Source organism: Shewanella sp. SP1S1-7, assembly GCF_031932105.1.
In the GTDB taxonomy this organism is placed as follows: Bacteria; Pseudomonadota; Gammaproteobacteria; order Enterobacterales; family Shewanellaceae; genus Shewanella; species Shewanella baltica.
Window position 1 is genome coordinate 1 of record NZ_JAUOEU010000036.1, and the last position, 17,228, is coordinate 17,228.

At 41.0% G+C, this 17,228-nt stretch carries 8 protein-coding genes and 2 pseudogenes; 5 read left to right on the forward strand and 5 right to left on the reverse strand.

Features of this window, described 5'->3' with window-relative positions; translation table 11 throughout:
• The 4 genes and pseudogenes from Q4Q49_RS19710 to Q4Q49_RS19725 all read left to right on the forward strand — a co-directional run.
• Nucleotides 1-1,132, forward strand: a 1,132-nt coding sequence (locus Q4Q49_RS19710; protein WP_312000229.1) for a site-specific integrase, incomplete at its 5' end; no start/stop codon positions are given.
• A gap of 651 nt (nucleotides 1,133-1,783) precedes the next feature.
• Nucleotides 1,784-2,209, forward strand: coding sequence for a GNAT family N-acetyltransferase (locus Q4Q49_RS19715; protein WP_312000230.1), 426 nt, complete (start codon nucleotides 1,784-1,786; stop codon nucleotides 2,207-2,209).
• A gap of 118 nt (nucleotides 2,210-2,327) precedes the next feature.
• Nucleotides 2,328-2,906, forward strand: coding sequence for a hypothetical protein (locus tag Q4Q49_RS19720; RefSeq protein WP_312000231.1), 579 nt, complete (start codon nucleotides 2,328-2,330; stop codon nucleotides 2,904-2,906).
• Nucleotides 2,907-3,114: 208 nt separating this feature from the next.
• A pseudogene (locus Q4Q49_RS19725) lies at nucleotides 3,115-3,708 on the forward strand (tyrosine-type recombinase/integrase).
• Nucleotides 3,709-3,996: 288 nt separating this feature from the next.
• On the opposite strand, the gene Q4Q49_RS19730 reads toward Q4Q49_RS19725, so the two are convergent.
• Nucleotides 3,997-4,935, reverse strand: coding sequence for a diguanylate cyclase (locus tag Q4Q49_RS19730; RefSeq protein ID WP_312000232.1), 939 nt, complete (start codon nucleotides 4,933-4,935; stop codon nucleotides 3,997-3,999).
• Nucleotides 4,935-9,833 (reverse strand): PAS domain S-box protein, encoded by a 4,899-nt coding sequence (locus Q4Q49_RS19735; RefSeq protein ID WP_312000233.1) that lies wholly within the window; start codon nucleotides 9,831-9,833, stop codon nucleotides 4,935-4,937. Before Q4Q49_RS19735 ends, Q4Q49_RS19730 begins: the two co-directional genes overlap by 1 nt.
• Before the next feature lie 111 nt (nucleotides 9,834-9,944).
• On the opposite strand from Q4Q49_RS19735, the pseudogene Q4Q49_RS19740 reads away from it, so the two are divergent.
• A pseudogene (locus Q4Q49_RS19740) lies at nucleotides 9,945-11,019 on the forward strand (IS3 family transposase).
• A 203-nt stretch (nucleotides 11,020-11,222) separates the two neighbouring features.
• Here Q4Q49_RS19740 and Q4Q49_RS19745 read toward each other — a convergent pair.
• Genes Q4Q49_RS19745 through Q4Q49_RS19755 form a run of 3 tightly spaced genes read right to left on the reverse strand, consistent with a single transcriptional unit; the run spans nucleotide 11,223 to nucleotide 16,937 of the window.
• A complete protein-coding gene (locus Q4Q49_RS19745; protein WP_006083689.1) occupies nucleotides 11,223-12,662 on the reverse strand; it encodes a sigma-54 dependent transcriptional regulator in 1,440 nt (479 codons plus the stop codon).
• Nucleotides 12,663-12,670: 8 nt separating this feature from the next.
• Nucleotides 12,671-16,090, reverse strand: coding sequence for a PAS domain S-box protein (locus Q4Q49_RS19750; protein ID WP_312000234.1), 3,420 nt, complete (start codon nucleotides 16,088-16,090; stop codon nucleotides 12,671-12,673).
• Nucleotides 16,035-16,937: a phosphate/phosphite/phosphonate ABC transporter substrate-binding protein gene (locus Q4Q49_RS19755; protein ID WP_006083686.1), complete on the reverse strand. Its 903-nt coding sequence runs from the start codon at nucleotides 16,935-16,937 to the stop codon at nucleotides 16,035-16,037. The genes Q4Q49_RS19750 and Q4Q49_RS19755 overlap by 56 nt, the downstream gene beginning before the upstream one ends.
• Nucleotides 16,938-17,228: the final 291 nt, after the last annotated feature.

A 17,228-nucleotide genomic window follows, 5' to 3' on the forward strand; every position in this document is an offset into this window, starting at 1 on the left:
TTCAAGCATGGCGAGAGGAGCACACTCAACCGAGCATGAGTGCTTCGCCTCGCCTCGTTTTGATGTGTTTGTTGAACAAACATGGAAGCCGATGATTTTTGAACACTGGAAACCCAGTACAAAACGGTCAGTCTTGCCCGCGCTGAATAGACGCTTGTTAGCTCATTTTGGCCGTTACCCGTTGCACATGATTAACCATAAGATGGTGCAAGCATGGTTTGATGAAATAAGTAAAACGCGCAAAGGTGCCGCGAACCGTAACCTTGATACATTACAATCCGTCTTCAAGTTAGCATTGAGGCAGGGGCATTGCCTGACTAATCCCTGTATTGGTATTCGGCAAAACAAAAGGCGGGTATTAAATCGCTTTTTGAGTGTTGCTGAAATGCAGCGTTTATCTGTGGCGCTTGATGAATGTGAAGCGGTCGGCGGCAGTATTGCTCAATGTGCTGATATTTTGCGGCTTTTACTGCTAACAGGCTGCCGATTATCGGAAATAACCTTTTTAAAAGGGGAGTATGTTCGCGGCAATGAATTGCATTTACCCGACAGTAAAACGGGAGCAAAAGTGCTTTATATTGGTCAAGCCGCAGTTGACATATTAAGTCGCTATTACTGTAAGGCCAATACAGAACTTTTTCCGATGAAACAGGGCGCTTCCACTTCATTGGTACAGTCGCTATGGCTAAGGTTGCGAAAACAGATAGGGATTGAAGATGTGAGATTGCATGATTTAAGGCATACCTTTGCAAGTTATGCCGTCATGGACGGATGCAGTATTCCGATGGTGGCCTCTTTACTGGGGCATAAAAAAGTCACTATGACGTTACGATATACCCATGTTGGGGATGATAGCGTAGAGCAAGCCGCTGAGATTATTGGGGCTGTCTTCAAAGGCATTTTTACTCAGTCTGAACCCCTTAAACCCTTAATACCTCAAACTAATGAGGCTCCAACGCTAGCCGTAAAAGTAAAGCAAAAGCGTCTGCCAGAAAGAAAACCAACAGCGAAGCCAAAGCCTAAAGCGGTGAAGACAATGAAGCAGGTTAAACCATTACAGACACCGGCCTCTTTAACGAAAGAGGAGAGCCGAGCGGTACAACGATTTAGGGATCGTGAACTATTCTTGTAAAGTTAAACGTTGAAAGGGGGCATAAAGTAAACATATTTTTGCCCCAAAGCTTGTTTCAAAGTTAAAAATGCAAGTAGGGCGAATAAAGCTGTGGCTATATAAAAGCTAATGTCACGAGGTTACTTTCAACCTAGAAGTCATGACCGTCTGATCTTTCAAAAGCCAGCCGGTACGCATGTCAGGATAGCCACTTCCACAAGACGAAGCGAAATGACCGACTGCAAAAAGCAGCCTGCCTTATGGGGTTAAACCTATGAGGGGATAGGGTGCAAGTGTCAGCCTAAATGTGGGGCCAAATGCAGTCAACCAAGGTCAGTAATCAGTCGATAGTGAGCGTGAAATAATGAGAAAGCTAAAACGATATCAAGTAATTACCTACCAAACGGCATAAAAAACCGCTACCGCAAAAAAGCAAATTCCTATAGCATCATTCATACCCATTTACACGGATGTGGCTGCGGCCACAACAAGCGTTTTATACCCTGCAAACAGCGCAGCGCATAAATACTAAGAAGTTATACATCACTAGTTCTAACTCTGGAGTAAATAAAAATTATAGACAACATAAAATCAAATCGTATTGAATTAATATCATCTTCAGCTACGCACATTCGAATAGAGCTTGAAACACCACACTTACTTGCTGCCAAGTTGAATTCAATTGTTTCAGAAGACTGGCCGACTGGAGAATATGATCGGGATGCAATGTCGTTCTTTCTATCTTGTTTCGAAAGCGGTGGAAAAGCTGTCGAAGGTTGGTATGGATGGTACGCAATTAATATTGATACTGTTTCAGGAGAAAGATCTTTAGTTGGTTCAGGTGGTTATTTCGGACCTCCAGATGATAAAGGTACCGTAGAGATCGGTTACTCTGTATTACCAGAGTGGCAGCGTCTTGGCTTTGCAAAAGAAATAGTAATTGCGTTAGTTTCTCATGCATTGTCGTTTAAAAATACAAAAAGCATTATTGCTCACACCTCACCTGAAAACGAAGCGTCTAAAAGAGTATTGATTTCTAGTGGTTTCAGAGAAACTGGAGTTAGTGAGGATAATTTACGTTTTGAGCATGTGCGCTAGCTAATACTATTTTTATAATGAGGTGGTTGCGTATAACAAGCGGTTCAAATCGTTCGCTTCGCTCACTTGGACTGCGTGCCGCAGCCCCTTAACCTAAACGTTATAACGTAGGGAAAGTATGAGAATAATCCAAAAAATAGGTGTTTACTTTCTAATGCTTATTTTCGCAGCGGTTGTAGCAGGAATTTATGGCATGTTGCACGACCAAATAAGTTATACATTTTCAGAAGAGTACTTTACCCAATTCAAGTTTAAGCAATTCGGTATTCCTTGGGCGTATGAAACTCCACGTTTGGGGGCTGCTTATGTAGGTGCCTTAGCTACATGGTGGATAGGTGTATTAGTTTTTATTGTCTTAGGTTTTTTTGGGGTCATGTTCCATTCGCCGAGGCAAATGGCAAGCAATCTAAGCAAATCATTTTTAGTTGTAATAGTTGTAGCTCTTTTAACCGGTTTAGCTGGTCTTGCATTAGGTTATTATCAGGTCAACGAACAAACAGTATCACAATACATGCAATGGGTAAGGCCAGACGTAACTAATCCCGTACAATTTGTTCGTGTAGGTTTTATGCACAATGCCAGTTATTTAGGTGGTTTAACAGGCTTGCTATCTGGCATTGCTTATCTAGTTATTTGTAAGCTACGTTATAACAAGTTAAGCCGGCAGGACGCGCAAAAAGCGCGCGCCTCTGCTTAAGACGTTACCCATAGACATTTTAATTCGAAACTCACTAATTCGAGCTAAAAATTTAACTTGGAAATGCCCCAAAGCAATTCAGCGCTTCATTTTTAGACTCCGCTTTAATTTTATTTATGCATGAGATTTTATAATCCATATTTGTTCAGTTAAGAGCGCTATTTCCTATACTTCAAGTGTCTATTCATTACAACCTGAGGAGGTTTGTATGGACGCTTGGAATAAAGGTCATCCCATGGGACAAAAACGACCTTTTAAATTGGAAGAGATTTGGCGCATTCGTACTCGTTTGGAGTTAGAACATAATATTGCTGAGTTAGCGTTACTTAATCTGGCGATTGATTCAAAATTGCGAGCCTGTGACTTATTACACTTGAAGGTCCAAGACATTACCCAGGCATAATAAATCCGCGAGTGCGATTAATACAGCGTAAAACCCATCGTGACGTTCAGTTTGAAATTACTCCAAAAACTCAGCACAGCCTGACATCTTGGTTGCTTGAAAAGGGATTAACCGTTGAGGATTATCTATTTCCTAGCCCAAGGAGTATTCATCAGCCGATGAGTTATAGCTATTACCGCTCAAGGGTAAAAAAACTGGGCGAGTCAATTAGGGCAGAATAGTGAATTGTATGGCACGCACTCGTTGCGTAGAACCAAGGTGACATTGATTTATCGTCGAACCAAGGATATTCGGGCGATTCAAATCTTGCTTGGACATGTCAAGTTAGATAACACCGTACGCTATTTAGGTGTCGAGATTGAAGATGCACTGCGGATTTCAGAAGCTATTGAAGTATAAATTTATCAAGTGTGATTATGATTAAACCATCATAGCTGCACTCTTTTGAAAGGAAAATGAAATTAAACAAAGTGCTTTCACTTTGTTGCTAAGGTGTGTTTATTTTTATCCAGAAATGAGTTAGTGAATCAGACTTACCTCGTCTGATTCACACGCTAACATATTTAATGTTATGTATTTTTTGGTTTACAAAGCCGTAGCCGAATTCAGTCGAACACTATGAATGTTAAATTTCAGTTTTTATAATTTCAAAAATCAAAATTTACAATTTGTACTCAATAATGCTGTTTACCGTAACAGGCTAACCCCGCTAACTTGATTACGACCATGTTCTTTCGCAAGGTACAATTGCTTATCTGCCGATTCGATAAGTGTTTGCCATTTTAAATGCCGATGAGGCTGCATGCTCGCAACGCCAGCACTAATAGTGACCTCTTGGAAACTGGAGCCTAAATGCTCGATGTGTAAGGCTTGCACTGCGTTAACGATGAGTTGTGCGATGTGCATCGCGCCTAAATGCTGAGTGTCTGGTAATAGGCAAATAAACTCCTCACCACCATAGCGCGCCACTAAATCGTTCGGGCGGTGTATCGCTGTGCGTAGCGCTTTCGCTACGAGACGTAGACATTGATCTCCTTCCTGATGACCATAGCGATCGTTGAAAAGTTTAAATGAATCGACATCTAACATCACCACTGATAATGGTGCACTATTTCTGCAGCAGTACTTCCATATTTCGGGAAGTCGTTGCTCAAACATGTGCCGATTCGCAACCCCTGTGAGCCCGTCCAGTAAAGCAATCGACTGGAGTAAATCGGCTTGTTGTTTGAGGATAAATTGATTATTCACCCTTGCATTCGTAATAATCGGATTGATAGGTTTATGAATAAAATCGGCGGCACCAAGCTGAAAACCTTGAACCTCTTCTTGTTCATTAAAATGCGCGGTAACAAAGATAATGGAGATATTGGCTGTTGCGGGATCGGCTTTGAGCCGTTGACACACTTCATAGCCCGTCATACCGTGCATTTCTATATCCAAAAGAACTAAATCAGGCAGTTCATTCTGACAGACGTTGATGGCTTGCTCTCCGTTTGTGGCCATAAACATTTCATAATTTTCATGAAAAAGCTGATGTAATATTTTTATATTGAGGGGTTGGTCATCAACGATAAGAATTTTTCCCTTCATTCGATTGGCTTGCGGGATGATTTCCGTAGGATGCATTATTTATTCTCCAACATGATGATGCGTAAAGTGTCTGATGCCTTATCGAATTCGAGTGCTTGTACTTGTCCCTGTAGTGTTATCCACTGTGGATGGTGTGGTAATTTTTTGATTAATCGGTCAACGAAAGTCATGGCTTCTAAATTGTTCGCTTTTAAGAGGAGCATTAGGGCGTTCAGTTCAGTCCAAGCACTTGGCATCGATTCTTGAGAATCGATGGTATGTGCTATTTTATCTTGAGCTAATGCAGTCGATTCAGGCTCGGGAATGTAGGTAGAAAGTTGCTGAGTACTTTCATTGATTAATAATTCTAATTGTTCGGTCCATGCTTTTATCTCAATAAACTCAAAGTCTTTTTGTTTGAGCTGTTTTTCTAAAAATGCGGCATAAGCGGCTAAACGCAGTGCACCAAAATTACTGGCAAGACCTTTGATACCATGTCCCACGGCCGCCGCAGTGGGATACTCGAACAGCTTAGTAGACTGCTTGAATATATTTAGTTGTTTCAACATTTCAGGTGCAAAACCTTTCGCCATTTTCTGGAAAAATGCCTGATTATTGCCAAAACGGCGCAGTATCAGCTTGATGTCATCCAGTAATGGCATATCGTCCATATCGTCAACTGGGACTGGTAACTCCGCTGGTTGATGCTGTTGCGCTAATGAGTGGACTTCTTCCTGTCCCACTAAACGCAAAATGCTGGGGAGTAATATCAGCATATCGATTGGCTTACCCACGTGGTCATTCATACCCGCATCGAAGCAATCCTGTTTATCGCTTTGGGATGCATTGGCAGTCATCGCTAAAATGGGCAGCTCCGCAAATCGGCTATCAGCGCGGATAAGCCGTGTTGCTGCTAGGCCGTCCATATCGGGCATTTGTATGTCCATGATCACGATATCGAATACATTTCCACTTTCTAAAACTTGAAACACCCCTTCAACGCCGCCGTTGGCAAGTTGCACGTTTGCCCCTTCATAACTCAGTAGCTCATCAATCACTTGTCGGTTGAGTTGATTATCTTCAACCACTAAAATGGCGAGTGTAGATAACCGTTGTTGCGAGTGTGGCATAGGATTCACTGTCATCGTTTTGCCTTCGATAGCATTGATTATCGCCTCGGCTAAAATCTGTGATGTTACTGGTTTAGTTAAAAAATTCACGAAGGGGACATTTTTTATATGCTGACTTTCGCTAATCACCTCATGGCCGTAGGCGGTGAGCATAACGATGAGCGGAATAGGGCTATCTGAGTGAGAGTTACATATCAAATCAGCCGTTTGTAGCCCATCAAGATCTGGCATACGCCAATCCATTAGTACGACATCGAATGGTCTTGCGTTTATATTGGCTTGTTTTACTTTTTCAAGCGCTTGATATCCCCCCGAGGCGGTTTCTGCACTGCAGCCAAAGTCAGTCAAAATCTTATGCAAAATTTCGACAGTAAGTTCGTTATCATCGACAATTAAAATATGATACCCACTGAGGTCAATGGCCTGAGTGGCTTCAACTTCCATGACGCAGAACGTTACATCAAACCAGAAGCGGCTACCCACACCTACACGGCTGGTGACGTTTAACTGGCCTCCCATGAGTTCGACTAACTTTTTGCTTATCGCTAATCCTAGCCCTGTACCGCCAAATCGCCTTGATGTTGACGATTCGGCTTGTTCAAAGCCCGTAAAAATGCGCTCTATTTGCTCTTCGCTAATACCAATACCGGTATCTGAAATTGAAATCTGCACCGTAACGGTATTGGCCTCATGACGTAAGCATTCCATGGTGACGGTGACTTGACCGTGGCGTGTAAATTTAAGGGCATTACCCGCTAAATTAACCAAAATCTGTTGTAGCCTCAGTTGGTCGGCTAAGAGCCAGGCGGGTAAAGCCGGATCAAGGTCAAACATGACCTCGACATTTTTGTTGCCATGGTTGCCCGACAGCACTATTGCAAGATCTCGCATAAGCAGTTCGATTGAACAAGGGTGTAGGTCGAGTGTTAATTTACCTGCATCGATTTTTGAAAAATCGAGAATATCATTCAGTAATCCTAGCAATGACTTCGCCGCGGTTTGGGTTTTGGTCACATAATCCTGTTGTTGCACAGACATTGAGGTATGTTGCATTAATTGCAGCATCCCTAAGACAGCATTCATTGGGGTGCGGATTTCATGGCTCATATTGGCTAAAAATGCAGACTTTGCCGCATTAGCTGCATCAGCCTCATGTTTAGCCTCTCTCAAGGTTTCTTCCAATTGCCGCTGTTCGGTAATATCTAAATTGATACCGATGACTTTTGTAACCTGCCCCGTGACATCGCGTTCGATTTGGGCGCCAGCTTGCACATAACGAATGGTGCCATCGGTTCTGACGACTCTAAAAATGGGGTCATATTGGTCTTTTTCTTCTACTGCCGCTTTTAGCTTCGCCTCGGCGAAGTCAATATCATCTGAATGGATCCGCATACGCCAATGTTCATAGGTTAATCCGATATCCTGTAAACTTAGGGGTTGATCGTAAATAGCAAACATCCGCTCATTCCATTCGAGGGAGTTATCGCGTAAATCCCAGCTCCAAATCCCAAGCTTGGCGACTTCCGCAGCCTTACTTAAGTGATTACTCGCAGTGATAAGTGCTTTTTGTTGTTGTAGTACTTGGGAAATATCAATCGCAATGCCTAAATAACCAATAATCTCGCCGACATTATCCAGCATGGCCGTGACAGAGAGAGAGACTTGGCATTGACTGGTGTCTTTTCGCACATATGTCCAAGTGCGCGTTTCAGAACCGAGGGTTCTCGCTTTATAGACGAACACATCAAAGCCTTGAATATCTTCACCATACTCACTGGACAATTCAGCTGATCTTGCCGCGACTTCCTCGGGCAAATGTAGCGGTGCCGGTGTTGATAGCCCGATCATATCCACGGCGGCGTAACCGAGTAATTGCTCAGCCCCACGATTGAAAATCGTGATCACGCCCTTTTTGTCCGTTGCAATGATGGACATTTCGGAGGCGGCATCGAGTACGTTCGTTAATAACGAACCTAACTTATTTTTTTCAATTTGCGCCAATTTACGCTCTGTGATGTCGGTTCTTAATGCGACAAAACGTTCTATATTGCCGTTTTCATTAAAGACAGGACCAATCACAGTATCAAACCATTTCAGCATTTGGTGTCGGTCACGATTACAAATCTCACCATGCCAAGATAGGCCCGATTTTATTTGGGTCCACATGGTGCGCCAGAATGCAGCATCATGCTCACCAGAGTTCAAAATGGCATGGGTTTCACCTAACAATTGTTTGCGTGAATAACCACTTACGTGACAAAAATTATCATTCACCTCTAAAATGACGCCATTCGGGTCGGTGGCAGAGTAGAGCAGCTGTTGATTGATGGTGTCGAGCAACGTCTGGTTTTCGAGTAATGCTTGCTGGAGCGCATTGGTACGCTTGGTGACTTCTTGTTCTAAACGTGCATTCAAGCTTAATATATATCGTTCTGCTTCTTGCTGCGCCGTAATATCGCGGATCGTTTGGCTAAGTCCCACAATGGCACTATCCTCATCATATATAGGCAGCGACGTTGTCGAAGTCGATACATGGCTGCCATTCTGTCGTTGATGGGTTGATATTTGATTTAATACCGTTTTTCCTGAAAACACCTCAGCAAACAACACCTGCTCTTCTAAAACAATGCTTGGTGGGATAATCAAATCGCAACTTGAATGACCAATAACGTCTGTCTGTGTATAGCCAAATATCTCCTCAGCACCTTGGTTCCAACTAGTAATATTGCCCGTTAAGTCATAGCTGATAATGGCATCGAGGGAGTGCTCCAGCATGCTAGCGCGCCTTGCCTGTTCAAGTTGCACTTGCTGCTTACGCTGTAGACTGATAGACCATATAGCGATAAAGGCCGCAAGCAATAAGCTTAATAAACTGCCGCTCAGTAATACTAAGCTTGGTTGATTAAGGTGTAATGACTGAATAAAGGCCGGGTAGGCAATGACTTCGACCTGCCATTTGCGGCCAAAAATTTCTTTCGTCAGTGTGTGGCTATATGCCGATAATGGAGACGCATCATCAGGGTGTGTTTCAAAAAAACTGATGGGACGCTCAGTTTGGGTGATATCGCTAAGCAGTAGCTTCGTCATCTTTTGATTTAATGCTAACCCTGTGAGCACTTCATTTGTCACTAAGGGCGCATAACTCCAACCATACCCTGCTGCAAGTCGTTCTTGTGGTGTTTTAGGCACAGAAATTGTTCGATAAATAGGTTGTAGTATCAAAAATGATTGTAGGGGTTTCCCCGTAGCCTGCACTAAAGTAATTGGCGCAGACAAACGTACTTCACCGGATAACATAGCTGCATCTGCCGCTGCTTTACGATGTGCCTCTGATGCAACATCTAACCCAATGGCAGCACGGTTTCTGTCTATCGGCTCAATGTATTCAATCACATACTTTTCGCCGCTATGGGGGGTCAGTTGCCGAATATTGAAGTCCGGCCAATCGTCATTTTTGGCTCTTGTTAAAAATGCGGCTTCATCTGAATTGGGCACTCGGCGAATAAAGCCAAATCCACGGGCTCCGGGGAACTCTTGATCCACATCCCTCGATAAACTATAGCGATGGAAGCTAGCACGACTAATACCATACTCGCCTGCGGTTAGAATCGAACCTCGGGCACCGCGTAAACCATATTGATATAAGGTTATACGATTAAGCACGTTCTCACTGATTTGCTCCGTGTTTTCGCGCAATGCTTGGCCAATCGTTTGGGCGTTCATGCGTCCTGTCAACCATGTGAATAGTGCGCTTAGCAGTAATCCAATCAACAGGACTAATAAGCTCCATTTCGAAGCATTTTTATAATTCATAGAAAGGAGCATAAATGCCTAATAATTTATAATCAGAGAGTTATGATTTTGGACTAAGAAGATTTTTTTTTCCACTTGTAGTAACACACTAATTTGGGGCACCTAAATAGAGGTGATATTTAGATGACTTTAGATGAACAGATGAGATCGACAACCCCAAAAACATTTAGTGCTGAATTTAAACTTAAAGCAGCCTAATTAGTCTCGATAAAACCATACTACCGGCGCCGCGAAGGCGATAAACGTGGGTAAATCAACTATGGATAAATGGGTTAGGTAATTAAAACTAAAGCATCAAGGTAGCCCTCTAAAAGCCTCGCCCATTATCCCTGAATAAATTGAAATTCGTGAGATGACGAAGCAAATTAACCGTCTAGAGGAACATAATCTCATCTTAAAAAAGGCTACACCTCTTGATGTCAGACTCTATGAACAATTTACGCTAATCATCTAACTCAAGCTGAGCCATTTTATTTCCGCTATTTGTTATGCATTCAATATACATAGAAGTGGCTATAAATATTGCCTAAACAGAAAAGGTTATATTGATGCTTATTTTACTATTTTATGCTGTGAAGGCTGTAAATGGTATTAGTCATCGCTCTGATAGCTCAATTAGTAACGAATAAAGGGATTAATCAGTTGCCAGCAGCCAAAACAGGATTATATGAAAGTAACACAAGAGCATTTAGCGATCCCCAACACGGTCAACCGAGAGTTTGCTGTTCATAGCCCGGACAATCATGATGTGGCGATGTGACGTATACTGGGGGGAATCGTTGGGAATATCTAACCGTTGTTCTGGACTTATTTCCCCGTAAACCTATTAGTTGGGTGTTGTCATTATCGCCTGATAGCGAATTGACATGTAAAGCATTGAATAAGGCGTTTGAGTTAAGAGGGGAACCAGAAAATGTGATGTTTCACAGTGACTAAGGCTTGAATTACACAAACGTAAATTTCAGACAAATTATTATGGCGTCTTCTGATTAAGCAAAGTATTAGTCGTCGCAGGAATCGTTGGGATAATTCACCCATGGAGCATTTCTTTAAAAGTTTGAAATCTGAGTGGGTACCTGTAAAGGGTTGTTGGAATTTTACAGAAGCAGATTAAGCGACAACAAACTACATAACAGAATATTACAGTGAATCAAAGCCCCATAAAAATAATGGAGGGTTAACGCCAAATGAGTCATAACGATTATATTGGGACTACTCAATTTTACTTTACAACTACAATGGTAAATATAAAAATTCTACACTACTAAATTTCATCTAGAATTACCTAAAAAAACTTACAACTCAATGTAATGCTCTGCCACTAATTGTAAAACATATAATAGTATAGAACATAAAATCATGTCTAATTGCTACCAGAAAGACAGCCTATATACTACTTATTTATTGTTGAGTCTCTAGCTCCTCCCAACTCATTCGTTTCCTGTAAATTGTTGATGGGCTAATATCCAATAATGCGGCAGCTTTGGGAATGTTTCCATCACACATAGCAATTGCACCTTCAATAGTTTGTTTTTCAACTAGCCATAGAGGTTTAATGGAATGACTGCTGGATTCATTTAGTAATAAAGTTGATTCACGTCGAGTGTCATTCTGTTCATATATCAAACTATCATTATCGCATTTATATTGTTTTTCTGCTGAACTAGATTGAATCTGTATCAATGGATGAGGAAACATTAAATGCTCTACTGTAGTCCCTTCGTTGAGTACGACAATTTGGCGAATGACATTTTGCAGTTGGCGCACATTACCTGGCCAAGTATAGGCTAAAAGTGTATTCGTGGCAGCAGGACTAAATTCAGTAAAATTTTTACCTTCTTCCTTACTGTAGGTTTTTAATATTTTTTTAGCCAGCAGTAAAACATCATTTCCCCTTGCTCGTAATGGTGGCAATTCTATTGGAATCACATGTAAACGATAGAATAAATCCTCACGAAAATGTCCAAGTTTTACCTCCTCCCACGGCTTGCGGTTAGTCGCACTAATCAAGCGAATATCCACATGCTCCTCCTTAGTGCCGCCTACTCGTTGGAAGGTACCCGTTTGAATAAAACGTAATAGTTTGCTTTGTAAGTCTAAATCCATTTCACAAATTTCATCGAGGAATAAAGTACCGTTATCGGCCCTTGTTGCAGCGCCATCACGGTTACTGTGTGCCCCCGTAAATGCACCTTTGCAATGACCAAAGATCTCACTTTCAATTAATTCCTTGGGAATAGAAGCACAATTAAGAGCGATAAACGGCTTATCTGCACGATTTCCCGTTTGATGTATTGCTTGCGCACAAACTTCTTTACCTGTACCACTTTCGCCCGTAATAAATACAGAAGCTTTACTTTTTGCGACACAATCTATTGTTTTATAAACACTTTGCATTACTAATGAATCACCAATAAAACCTTGATAGCGCCCTTTAGGTAGACTCTTTTCGTATTGTGTTACTAGCTCAAGCAGATGTTTCTGCTTGAGCGCATTTCGCACTGTAATTGACAAACGCTTGCTATCAAAAGGTTTGACCAGAAAATCAAATGCACCTGATCGCATAGCATCAATGGCAATATCAATGCTGCCATGAGCGGTGATCATGATAGTGCTAATATTTGGATATTTCCCGTACACTTGTTTTAAAATATCAAGCCCTGATATGTCAGGCAGTTTAATATCAAGGATCAGTAGATCTGGTTGCCACTTTACCAACTCTCGTAAGGCATCTTCACCGTAATGCACATGAGTCACATTGATACCTTCAGCGCGTAAATACTCAGTGTATAAAGCCCCTAATGACATGCTGTCTTCAACTAATAGCGCTGAATATTCCATATATATCCCTATTGAATAAAACGTTCCATGAAGGCGTCATGTGTCTCTTTACCTATAATTGCCACTTGTTTAATTAATGTATAAATTATTTCAGTCTGTTTGTTACGCGCACTAGATTCAAGTTGTTGTGCTAATAAAAATAAGGCAGCAGCACCAAAACTACCAGAACTACTTTTTAAAGTATGGGCTTGGTCTTCAATCAACTCAAATTGTGTAGGGTCCAATACTGTAAGAGTTGCTACCCTTTCTAATAATTCTTCACAGAAAACCGCCATCATATTCGACAGACTGTCTTTTCCAAGTGCAGTTGATAATTCTGACAATATTATTTCGTCCAATAAATTTTGAGAAAAACTCTTAACCTGCGAAGAAATGATAGGCAGTGTTATGCTGGCATTAGGTAGCCACTTTTGGATAATGCTTAATAGCATTTTTTGATTAACAGGCTTAGAAATAAAATCTTTCATACCAACGAGATAACATTGCTCAACTTCCTCTTTCATCACATTCGCGGTCATAGCAAGAATGATTTGATTAGGATTAGTAGACAGAATAATATGGCTAGCCTCGAGCCCATCCATTTCAGGCATACGAATATCCATCAGAACCAAATCAAAGGCTCTTTCATTCATTAATTTAACAGCTTCAACACCGTTACAGGCATAAGTGACATCAAAGCCAGCTTTTGTCAGCATTGTTCCCGCAATTATTTGATTCGCAGGACTATCTTCAGCTAGCAGAATATGACCTTGAAATAAACTTTCTGCCAAATACACTTCTTCAGATTCATTACTAGGTGCATCTTGACTGAGCAACGCAAACTGCATTGAGCGACTTAAAGGCTTATTAACAACTTGGTCTAATCCTATATTCGATAAAGATTGTGAAATTTCAGAGCTCATCGCCGAGACTAAAGCAACTAAGGTCCCCTCATCACTAAGGTTGGTTTGCTTAAGCCAATTAATTTCATTTTTATCCACTTCAAATAAAAAAGTTTCATCAAGAAGAACAAGATCAAACCTTCCAAGTAGAAGACTTTCTTCTTTTATCTCACCCCAGCTATTAACTACAACAGTTTCAATGCCATACTGTGAATATTGTTTAGAAACTATGCTTAACCATAATAAATCTGTGTGGGCTAACATCACCCGTGACTTGGTGGGAGGGCAATAGCTATGGCAATAGTTAGCTTCATGTGGTTGCAACGAAACATAGAAAGTAAAACAGCAACCTTTGTCAAGTTCACTCTCTAATTCAATTTCACCGCCCATCATAGTGATAAGTTCACGGCAGATAGCTAACCCTAAACCAGTACCTTTATAGTTTGTGTTATGGGTATCATGCACTTGACTAAACTCTTTAAACAATTTGCTCTGCGCTTCCTCAGAAATGCCAATACCAGAATCCGTGACTCGACAAAAAAGCTGCATCAACGACTGCTGGTTATCGGCTATCCACATTTCGACGGTGATTGTTCCTGATACTGAAAATTTAATCGCATTATCCACTAAATTATGGATGACTTGATTTAATCGCTGCCGATCACCCAGCAATGTCTGCGGAACATTACGATCTACAAAGCTAACGAGCTGCAGTCCCTTATCATAGGCTTTTGGCTCTAAAATTTGCAGAACTTGAGCAACAAGTTTATCTGGCTCAAATTCATTAGACTCCAACACCATTTGTCCAGCTTCAATCTTAGAGAAGTCTAAAATATCATTGATTGTATTGAGTAAAGCACTACCAGCCTCTCTAGTAATGTTGGCATGGATCCGCTGTTCTTTATTTAGTTTAGAATGGAGCAGTAATTCAACACCGCCTAAAATAGCATTGAGTGGAGAACGAATTTCATGACTCATTGTTGCCAGAAACCGTGATTTAACTTTATTGCCCAGCTCTGCTTGCTCTTTAGCTAACTGGAGCTTTAATTCGCTGGCTTTACGTTCGGAAATATCTCGTAAAAAAGCGGTAAAAAGGATTTCATTACCTAACTTGATTGGCACAACCTCCAGCTCTATTGGGATTTCATTACCAGCTTTACAAGTGGCCAATAACTCGATACGTTTATTGATTATGTTGCCAGAACCAGTCTGACGATAACGCTCCATTCCTCCTCTATGGCTTGAATGTTGGCTTTTGGGAATAATTAGTTCTTCAAGGTACCGTCCAATTGCTTCATGTCGTGAATAACCAAATAATCGCGTTGCCGCAAGGTTAAACTCAACAACACGGCCATCTATATCAATGGTTATCAAGCTATCTAGGCTTGCAGCTAAAGTCGCAAGTAGCACTGATTCGGTTTTAGCTGCTGCAACTTCTTTACGTTTTACATCAGATAAGTCTTTGACTAAACCTATAAACATTACCTTATTATCGATTTTCATTAGCGAAACCGATAGTGCAATTGGAAATAATTGTCCATCTTTACGTTGTGCCATCAATTCTCGGCTTGTGCCAATAATCTGAGTGACACCCGTTTCTAAATATTGATGAATAAAACTATCATGTGAAGAACGCATTTCGAAAGGTAAGAAAATAGCAACATTCTGGCCAATCAATTCATTGTGAGCATAACCAAATAATCGACTAATTGCGGGATTAATGTCCGTAATAGTACCTTTATCATTAATGATGACGAAACCATCAACGGCAGAGTCTAGAATGGTGTTTAACCGAATATTAGCTGCTTCTAGCGCTTTAGTTCTAGCGTCCACTTTATCAATCATATTGTTAAATGCTTTGCCCATTTGAGCGATTTCATCTTTCCCTTTAACAGGAATTCGCACCCCAAGCTCACCAGCCAATATTCGTTTAGACGCATTGGTAAGAATGGTTAAGTTTCGGGTCAAGTAATGGCCAAGGAGTAATGAAAATAACGCCACCAATAAAATTTCAATCCCAGCAATTGAGAGGATTTTTGTGGTTACCAACTGAATAAAATCATCAAGACTGCGAGTCTCAAAACCCATATTAATTGTGCCAAAACGATAACCATTATCTTCTATCTTATATTCTAAGTCGAAAATACCATCTTGTACTTGAGCTAATTCGGTATCGGGTTGATGTGAAACTTGAACATACTTGTCTGCCCCACCATAGGCTAAAATATGACTAGGGTCAGACACCGTGACATACAGTACCTCACTTTTAGTTAACAACTCTTCCACTAAAGCTTGCAATGTTGCTATATCATTACTTATAACAGCATCCTTTGCTGCAATCGAAAACAAAGTCAACGTGGTCTGAGCCCGCTTCTCAATTTGAGACTGATTAGATAGTTTCAGGTAATTAATACTTGTGTATACCAACAAAAATAGCAGCAAAGCTTCAATCAGTGCTATTCCAACAATCGTCTTCAGCCTAAAGGACACTTTATTTCTCTCCGAGCGGTTTAGATAGCGACCCGAGAGATAGTGACCGAATATCATCCCAATCTTTATCCTCACCCGCAGTAAAAGCTGAAAAATCCACTGAACTAAGTAATACTTGGCCTGCTGGGGTTGTAGATAGTTTTAGAAATTGTTCAAGTAATGCTTGTCGATGTACTTCAGATACCCGCGGGTGAGTTGCAATAGCATGTGGAGTATATTCAGGCGTTTTCCAAAGTATGTTAAGTTGCTGCTTCTGTGTATCGGTCAAATTATTAAAGGTACGCTGTACTCCTCCGCCAGCGTCTACAAGCCCTTGTATAACCGATAAATATACAGAATCGTGTGACCCCACGTATTTTACGTCGACATTAATTTTCGCATTTTTTAGATACGCCCTTGGCAAAACACTTGCTGCAAATGATGCTGGCGCAGGAAATGCCAACGTTTTACCTTCAAGTTGTTCTAATGACTTAATAGGCGAGTCCTTCCGAACAACAACGATGCCTTTGAGCTTCTTATTTTTCTCTCGCGCTAGAGCTTGGTAGCCAGGGAATTCATGAAATACTATGTAGTGATAAGGATTTAGGTAAGCGACATCATAAACCCCTGCCTTTAATCTAGCCTCAAAGGTTGGAATGTCGGGGGCTGTTGCAAATTGCAACTCATAATTAGCGCCTTGAGACAAGGCGGCCAAAATTGGCGGCCATAGCTTTGCGAGTTGAGCAGTTGATTGCTGAGGAACAACGCCAAAAATGAGTACCTGTTTAATATTATTGCTTGCTGGTGATTCTGACGCCATTACTCTTGGTGTATTGGTTACGCCTATCATTATCAAAGCGATAACGGAGAAAGATGTTAAGCGAGTTAGCCAAGCATGTGGGAATAAAGCAAGAAAGCTATTCATTCTAAATATCCTTTTATCAATGAAGTGCATAAAATTGTATGGTTGATGTATTTCACCAACTCAATACTGCATTAGCAACTCACATGCCATTAGTTAAAAAACATTAAAAACAATGGCCTAAATATTATTATATCGCATTAATTATTTACTATGGATGACAGTTTTGCATTTTGCAACTGAGTCATTTCAACCTGAACTTTTAACTCGCCATAATTGAGAATCTAACGAATTACTCAGCCTATCATCTTAAATTTATAGTCATTTATTATACAGGCATAGATTTTGCTCATC